Raw genomic sequence first — 6784 nt, forward strand, 5'->3', positions numbered from 1 at the left:
TCATCTGACCAGTCTAAAAAGGGTATTTGATGGCACATTATTCTCATCTATTCTCCCCTCTTGATTTAGGGTTTACTGTACTTAAAAATCGTATTTTGATGGGCTCGATGCATACAGGGCTTGAAGAAGATCCTAAAGATGCCCCAAAACTTGCGCAGTTTTATGCACAAAGAGCCGCCGCAGGTGTTGCACTCATTGTCACTGGTGGTATATCACCCAATAAACAAGGTGTGTTATTACCCCATGCGGCAACACTGATGAATGAAAGCCAGCTTACAACACATCAACTTGTTACTGATGCAGTTCATCAGCAAGGAGGAAAAATTGCATTACAGATATTGCATACAGGCCGTTATAGTTATCAACCTCATTTAGTCGCACCTTCTGCCATTCAATCGCCTATTACCCCCTTTATGCCAAAAGCAATGAGTCATGAGCAAATCGAACAAACAATTGATGACTATATTCATTGTGCCCAATTAGCCCAGCAGGCAGGCTATGATGGTGTGGAAATTATGGGTTCTGAAGGCTATTTGATTAATCAATTTTTAGTAAAGCACACCAACCAACGAGACGACCAATGGGGCGGAAATATTGAAAATCGTTGTCGCTTCGCTTTACGTATTCTTGAAGGCATAAAAAAAGCCGTTGGTGAGCAGTTTATTATTATTTATCGCCTTTCTATGCTGGATTTAATTAAAAATGGTTCAGATGCCTCAGAGGTTGTTTATCTTGCCAAAGCGGTTGAAAAAGCGGGCGCCACAATAATCAATACAGGGATTGGCTGGCATGAAGCTCGAATTCCAACGATAGCGACGATGGTACCAAGAGGCCAATTTGCAAATGTAACACGCGAATTAATGGGCAAAGTAAATATTCCTCTTATTACATCAAACCGCATTAACACACCACAAACTGCAGAAGCTATTTTAGCAGAAGGCTGTGCAGACATGGTTTCCATGGCACGCCCTTTTCTTGCTGATCCTGAGTTTATTCTTAAAGCACAACAAGGACGTGAAGATGAGATCAACACCTGTATTGCCTGCAACCAAGCGTGTCTTGATGAAATCTTTTCAGGTCAAACGGCCTCTTGCTTAGTCAATCCTTTGGCTTGTCGAGAAACCGAACTTCTGGCTATTCCAACCCAACAACCTAAAAAACTGGCAGTTGTTGGCGCGGGGCCTGCGGGATTATCTTTTGCTATAACAGCGGCTAAACGTGGTCACCATGTCACACTTTTTGAAAAAGAGGATGTCATTGGTGGGCAACTCAATATTGCCAGTCAAATTCCAGGAAAAGAAGAATTTAAGGAAACCTTGCGTTACTTTAAACGACAGTTAGAACTCACTGGTGTGATTGTTAAAAATAATACTGAAGCCACTCCTCATCATCTTAAACACTTTGATGAGATTGTTTTAGCCAGTGGTGTAACACCGCACCTTCCTGATATAGAAGGCCGAGATAATACGATTGTTAAAACTTATTTGGATGTTTTAAAGCACCATCAACCTGTAGGTAAAAACGTAGTGATTATTGGTAGCGGAGGTATTGGCTTTGATACTGGTCTCTATCTTACGCAAAAAGGCCAATGCAGTAGCCTAAGCCCCTGTGCTTTTAACAAAGAATGGGGCATTGATCCAACGCTTTCATATCGTGGCGGTATAAAACCTAAAAATCACTTAAAAGATGATAATAAACAAATTGTTATGACTCAACGTAAAGCTGGAAAAATAGGCTTAAGCTTAGGAAAAACAACGGGCTGGATACATCGTTTAACGCTAGAGAATAAAGGTGTTAAATTCTTAACTCATTGCCATTATCAAAAAATCACCTCTGAAGGGCTTTATATTGAGCAGGATGGCAAACAACAATTTATACCTGCTGATAACATTATATTGTGTACAGGACAACTCTCTTACCACCCATTACTGGCATCTTTAGAAAGTGACAATAAAAAAGTGCATCTTATTGGCGGTGCTAAAGGTGCTAGTGCATTAGATGCAAAACGCGCGATTAGGCAAGGAACTGAATTAGCCCTCGATATTTAGCGATACTTACTTTATGAAAAAAGAAACCCCACATAAATGTGGGGTTCTATTTTTATTATTGATTATTATTTTTACTGCTCTTCCTGTCTGACTACTTACCCTTTTTACCCATTATTTTTTTCAGTTAATGGATTATCTGAAATACGGTTATCTTCAGCAATACAGACTGTTGCGGTAAAGAGAACATCTGTTGATGAGTTCAATGCTGTTTCTGCTGAATCTTGTAACACACCAATCATCACACCCACGGCAACCACTTGCATCGCGATATCATTGCTAATACCAAACATGCTACAGGCCAGTGGAATTAACAGTAGAGATCCCCCCGCAACACCGGATGCACCACATGCACAAATTGCAGCAACAAGGCTCAATAATAATGCAGTAGGCACATCAACAGGCATACCCAGTGTATTTACTGCCGCTAATGTCAAAATAGTAATGGTGATTGCCGCCCCCCCCATATTGATGGTCGCACCTAATGGAATGGAAACAGAATACGTATCCTCATCCAAATTCATACGACGACACATGGCCATATTGACAGGAATATTGGCTGCTGAGCTACGTGTAAAGAAGGCAGTTACACCACTTTCACGTAAACATGCCCATACTAATGGATATGGATTACTGCGGATTTTCCAAAATACAATCAGTGGATTGACGACTAAAGCCACAAACAACATACAACCAATCAATACAACAAGAACTTGCAGATAACCGGCCAAAACCTCAAAACCCGTGGTTGCAATTGTGGATGACACTAAACCGAAAATACCGATAGGGGCTAAACGAATAACAACACGTACTAAGTTTGTTACAGCATCAGCTAAATCTTGCGTTAACGCTTTCGTGGTATCACTTGCATGGCGTAATGCTAAACCTAACCCAATAGACCATGCTAAAATCCCCATGTAGTTACCATTGATAAGCGCATCAACAGGATTCGCAACCACATTAATTAATACCCCTTTAAGCACTTCAGCGATATTTTCAGGTGGCGATAATTGTGATTCGTTTACCACGAGCGTCAAAACAGATGGGAACATAAAGCTTGCAGCAACCGCGGTTAATGCTGCAAAGAAGGTTGCTAACAGATATAAAATTAATACGGGACGAATATTTGATTTTTGCCCTTGCCGGTGATTAGCAATCGACGCCATAACCAGTACCCATACAAGTATAGGTGCAACGGCCTTCAACGCACTAATAAACAGAGTACCTAATAAGCTCATCATCTTGGCTGCATCTGGAGCTAACCAAGCCAGTAAGATCCCTGCCACTAAACCAACGAGTATTTGTTTGACGAGACTTCCCTTAAAGAACAGGCTGAAGACTCTGGATTGTTGTTTATCCATAGCTATTCCATTACTTAAAATAATATTTAAAAAAGGCATTTTTGAGTGTTTGCAATGCCAGTATAAGGAATTGAATCGTGCTGAAAAGCTGATTATGCAAAATATACAGCATTAACCGTTATTGTTAACAAATAAATAACATATCTGTGATCATAATGGGATTTTGTTCTTTTTAACATACCAGCAAGAACAAGAAGAAATTATTATTATCAGTAAGTTATACTTAGTCGTATTGTATACCCTTTATTTTATATCTCTTCTTTTTTGTTATTTTAATCCGTTGATAGACTTTTTTATTAACATTATCACTAACAATTGATTACTATACTCATTCGTGTTTCGAATAAATAATAAACAAAAAAAGATGAGTAATATAAATAAGATAACGTTTTATTTTTTCTTCATTAGAATTAAAAATTTCTCTTTTCATTCTCAAAATAGTACTTAATATCGCTTTCATATTAATGACTTTCTTAAGGTTTCCTTTTTAAAAATCACCTACTCTGAACTCAAAAAGAGATTAGATGTCTATTTTTAAAGATCCACTACCAATGAATAAGTTATATCGTCATGGAGTTGAAAAATTTTCTGTCTAGTTTTTACTGATTTTGTTAGAGTGTTGCTGTTTTAAACAATGAAAAATAGACCCTATGAAGTGGAAAACGGGTAAATAGATTACAACACTGATTGATTTTATATTTATCCCCAAATGACTCAGTTTTAGGAAGCCTTTTATATGGAAATCGTAAGAGAGCTCTTCTTGGCGCTATGGCATCAAGATTACGAAACCTTAGCTAATCCTTCATTAATATGGATTATCTACATTTTATTATTCACCATACTATTCCTAGAAAACGGAGTATTACCCGCGGCTTTCTTACCAGGAGATAGCTTATTAATTTTAGTGGGTGTGTTAATTGCTAAAGATACAATGGATTTTCCATTAACCTTACTTATTTTAACCGCAGGCGCGAGCCTAGGATGTTGGTTGGGATATCTTCAAGGGCGATGGCTCGGAAATACAAAATTAGTACGTAGTTGGCTATCGCATTTACCCGAACACTACCACCAACGTGCCCATGGTCTTTTTCATCGCCATGGTTTAGCCGCATTACTTATCGGCCGCTTTTTAGCCTTTGTCAGAACATTATTACCTACCATTGCTGGCCTTGCTGGATTGAATAATACGCGCTTTCAAATTTTCAATTGGTTAAGTGGTCTTTTATGGGTTGGCATATTAACCTCATTAGGTTATTTATTAGGTAACAGCCCACTATTTCGTCAATATGAACACCACTTAATGAATTTCCTTATGCTATTACCTCTCTGTCTGTTGGTAATAGGATTAGTAGGTAGTGTCTGGGTTGTTATTCAAAAGAAAAGAAAAGCTTAATACCTATCAAATAACATCAAGATTATCTTACTCTGATTATATTGTAAGATAAAAAGCAAAGGCCTGTTTCATCTTATTGAGCAGGTCTTTTTTATGTCAAAATACAGATTATTTAATCTCTTCTAATACTCTTGAAATCAAAAACCAAATTAAGATTTATCTCTTTTTTTTACTATTAAGTCGCTATTTAATTTCATAAAGCAGTAAAATTAGTCTATTGTTATAAGTATCACATTCTATCTCTACTAAAGGAGTTACTTATGTCTCATCAACGTTCAAATGAAGATCTGCGCGGTGAATTAAAATCTCTTGCTGATACTCTAGAAGAAGTACTGAACTCCTCTGCAGATAAATCCAAAGAAGAAATTCAAAGTCTACGTGAAAAGGCAGAGTCCGCATTAAAAGGCTCTCGCGCAAGACTAAGTGATGCAGGCCGAGAAATCGTCGATAACACCAAAGAAATGGCAGGAAAAGCGGATAACTACGTTCGTGAAAACCCATGGACAGGTATCGGTATTGGCGCAGCTGTCGGTGTTGTTCTTGGTGTTCTACTCGCCAAGCGATAATCGATTATGAGTGATACTCAAAGACCACAGGGCCCCGCTTCCGGGGTTCTGAATTCTCTTAGTAAAATCGGTGCCATTGTTTTAGGCATGGTAGAAACACGCCTACGCCTAATCGCCATTGAGCTAGAAGAAGAAAAAACCACTCTGATCCAGCTTATCCTTATGGCGGGAGTTACTTTGTTGCTCACTGCATTTGGCTTAATGAGCTTGCTTATACTGATTTTTTGGGCTATTCCCCCTGAATATCGGATTTATGCTTTAGCGACCACAACAGCTATTTTACTTTTCTGTGCACTTATTGGTGCCATCATGACATTAAGAAAAGCGCGAAATTCCACCTTGTTAGGCGAAACTCGTCAGCAATTGGAATTAGATAAACGTCTTTTGGAGCAATATCATGATGAACAAACAAAATAAGCAAGCAATTCTCGCAAGACGTAAAAAGCTGTTGTTGAATAAAATTCAGCAACAGCGTTCTGATTTAGGGCAAAGCACACAAATTTGGCTTGATGTTACCGAGCCTTATGATAAAGCATGGCGAATTTTAGTTTCCTTAAAACCAGCTCTTTTGGTCGGTGCCAGTTTTATTTCTCTTTATAGTATTAAGCACCCTAAAAAAATCATACGATTAGGGCAACGCGCTATAGGTGCGATTGGCTTAATTCGAGCAATACAGAAGTCCTTCAAAAAAACCTCAGATTAATCATCAATTTTTTTGTCTAAGAATGTTAATTCTTCTTAATATCCTCTTTTTTAATTTCCCTCTATTGTATATCTCACAGCGTAGCCGTGGTTGTTAATTCTAAAAATAGAGAATTATCCAACGAAAATACAAATATAAATCAATATACATTGCAGATAATAGAGTTAGATTAGGAATAAATATCATGAAAAAATTTGAAGACATTGCGTTATTAATTGCCCGTATTTTAATGCCGATTTTATTTATCAGTGCAGGCTACGGAAAAATTGGTGGTTACGAAGGTACACAGCAATATATGCAAGCAATGGGTGTCCCTGGTTTCTTATTACCACTAACTATTTTATTAGAATTAGGCGGTGGATTAGCTATCTTATTTGGCTTCTTAACCCGTACAACGGCTATATTTACCAGCGTCTTTACTCTCTTAACCGCGTTGCTATTCCACAGCAATTTTGCTGAGGGTATGAACCAATTAATGTTTATGAAAAACATGACAATTGCAGGTGGATATTTATTACTGGTTGTGACAGGCCCGGGTAAATGGAGCTTAGATCGTATTTTCAATAAAAACTGGTAATAACGAATTTAGCAATAAAAAAGATCCCCTAGGGGATCTTTTTTTTGTTGATAAAGATTTTTTAATTATCTGACAATCACTCTATGGGTGATATTTCTGTCTCTATTTAAAGGGATCTTCTGCGATACACTAAATTTTA

Annotated in this window: 7 protein-coding genes; 6 read left to right on the forward strand and 1 reads right to left on the reverse strand. The window is 37.8% G+C overall.

Annotation, left to right across the window (positions count from 1 at the left end; translation table 11 throughout):
* Nucleotides 1-29 precede the first annotated feature (29 nt).
* Nucleotides 30-2048: an NADPH-dependent 2,4-dienoyl-CoA reductase gene (locus INT04_RS04960; protein WP_193015042.1), complete on the forward strand. Its 2019-nt coding sequence runs from the start codon at nucleotides 30-32 to the stop codon at nucleotides 2046-2048.
* Between the two features lie 104 nt (nucleotides 2049-2152).
* Here the strand turns inward: INT04_RS04960 and sstT are convergent, their stop codons facing one another.
* Entirely contained in the window at nucleotides 2153-3406 is a 1254-nt protein-coding gene (gene sstT / locus INT04_RS04965; RefSeq protein WP_193015043.1) for a serine/threonine transporter SstT, read from the reverse strand.
* A 736-nt stretch (nucleotides 3407-4142) separates the two neighbouring features.
* Here sstT and INT04_RS04970 point away from each other — a divergent pair.
* The 5 genes from INT04_RS04970 (at nucleotide 4143) to INT04_RS04990 (ending at nucleotide 6645) form a co-directional block, all read left to right on the forward strand.
* Nucleotides 4143-4799, forward strand: coding sequence for a DedA family protein (locus INT04_RS04970; protein ID WP_193015044.1), 657 nt, complete (start codon nucleotides 4143-4145; stop codon nucleotides 4797-4799).
* A 260-nt stretch (nucleotides 4800-5059) separates the two neighbouring features.
* Nucleotides 5060-5365 (forward strand): DUF883 family protein, encoded by a 306-nt coding sequence (locus INT04_RS04975; protein ID WP_193015045.1) that lies wholly within the window; start codon nucleotides 5060-5062, stop codon nucleotides 5363-5365.
* Between the two features lie 6 nt (nucleotides 5366-5371).
* Nucleotides 5372-5782 (forward strand): phage holin family protein, encoded by a 411-nt coding sequence (locus tag INT04_RS04980; RefSeq protein WP_193015047.1) that lies wholly within the window; start codon nucleotides 5372-5374, stop codon nucleotides 5780-5782.
* Nucleotides 5763-6068 (forward strand): YqjK-like family protein, encoded by a 306-nt coding sequence (locus INT04_RS04985; protein ID WP_226893975.1) that lies wholly within the window; start codon nucleotides 5763-5765, stop codon nucleotides 6066-6068. The genes INT04_RS04980 and INT04_RS04985 overlap by 20 nt, the downstream gene beginning before the upstream one ends.
* A gap of 184 nt (nucleotides 6069-6252) precedes the next feature.
* Entirely contained in the window at nucleotides 6253-6645 is a 393-nt protein-coding gene (locus INT04_RS04990; RefSeq protein ID WP_193015048.1) for a DoxX family protein, read from the forward strand.
* The last annotated feature ends 139 nt before the right edge of the window (nucleotides 6646-6784 follow it).

Source organism: Proteus sp. FME41, from assembly GCF_014897315.1.
In the GTDB taxonomy this organism is placed as follows: Bacteria; Pseudomonadota; Gammaproteobacteria; order Enterobacterales; family Enterobacteriaceae; genus Proteus.

What these genes read in the sequence shown, in the direction of transcription:
- INT04_RS04960 (WP_193015042.1), top strand. Translation starts at nt 30, where the DNA reads ATGGCACATTATTCTCATCTATTCTCCCCTCTTGATTTAGGGTTTACT.
- sstT (WP_193015043.1), bottom strand. Translation starts at nt 3,406, where the DNA reads ATGGATAAACAACAATCCAGAGTCTTCAGCCTGTTCTTTAAGGGAAGT.
- INT04_RS04970 (WP_193015044.1), top strand. Translation starts at nt 4,143, where the DNA reads ATGGAAATCGTAAGAGAGCTCTTCTTGGCGCTATGGCATCAAGATTAC.
- INT04_RS04975 (WP_193015045.1), top strand. Translation starts at nt 5,060, where the DNA reads ATGTCTCATCAACGTTCAAATGAAGATCTGCGCGGTGAATTAAAATCT.
- INT04_RS04980 (WP_193015047.1), top strand. Translation starts at nt 5,372, where the DNA reads ATGAGTGATACTCAAAGACCACAGGGCCCCGCTTCCGGGGTTCTGAAT.
- INT04_RS04985 (WP_226893975.1), top strand. Translation starts at nt 5,763, where the DNA reads ATGATGAACAAACAAAATAAGCAAGCAATTCTCGCAAGACGTAAAAAG.
- INT04_RS04990 (WP_193015048.1), top strand. Translation starts at nt 6,253, where the DNA reads ATGAAAAAATTTGAAGACATTGCGTTATTAATTGCCCGTATTTTAATG.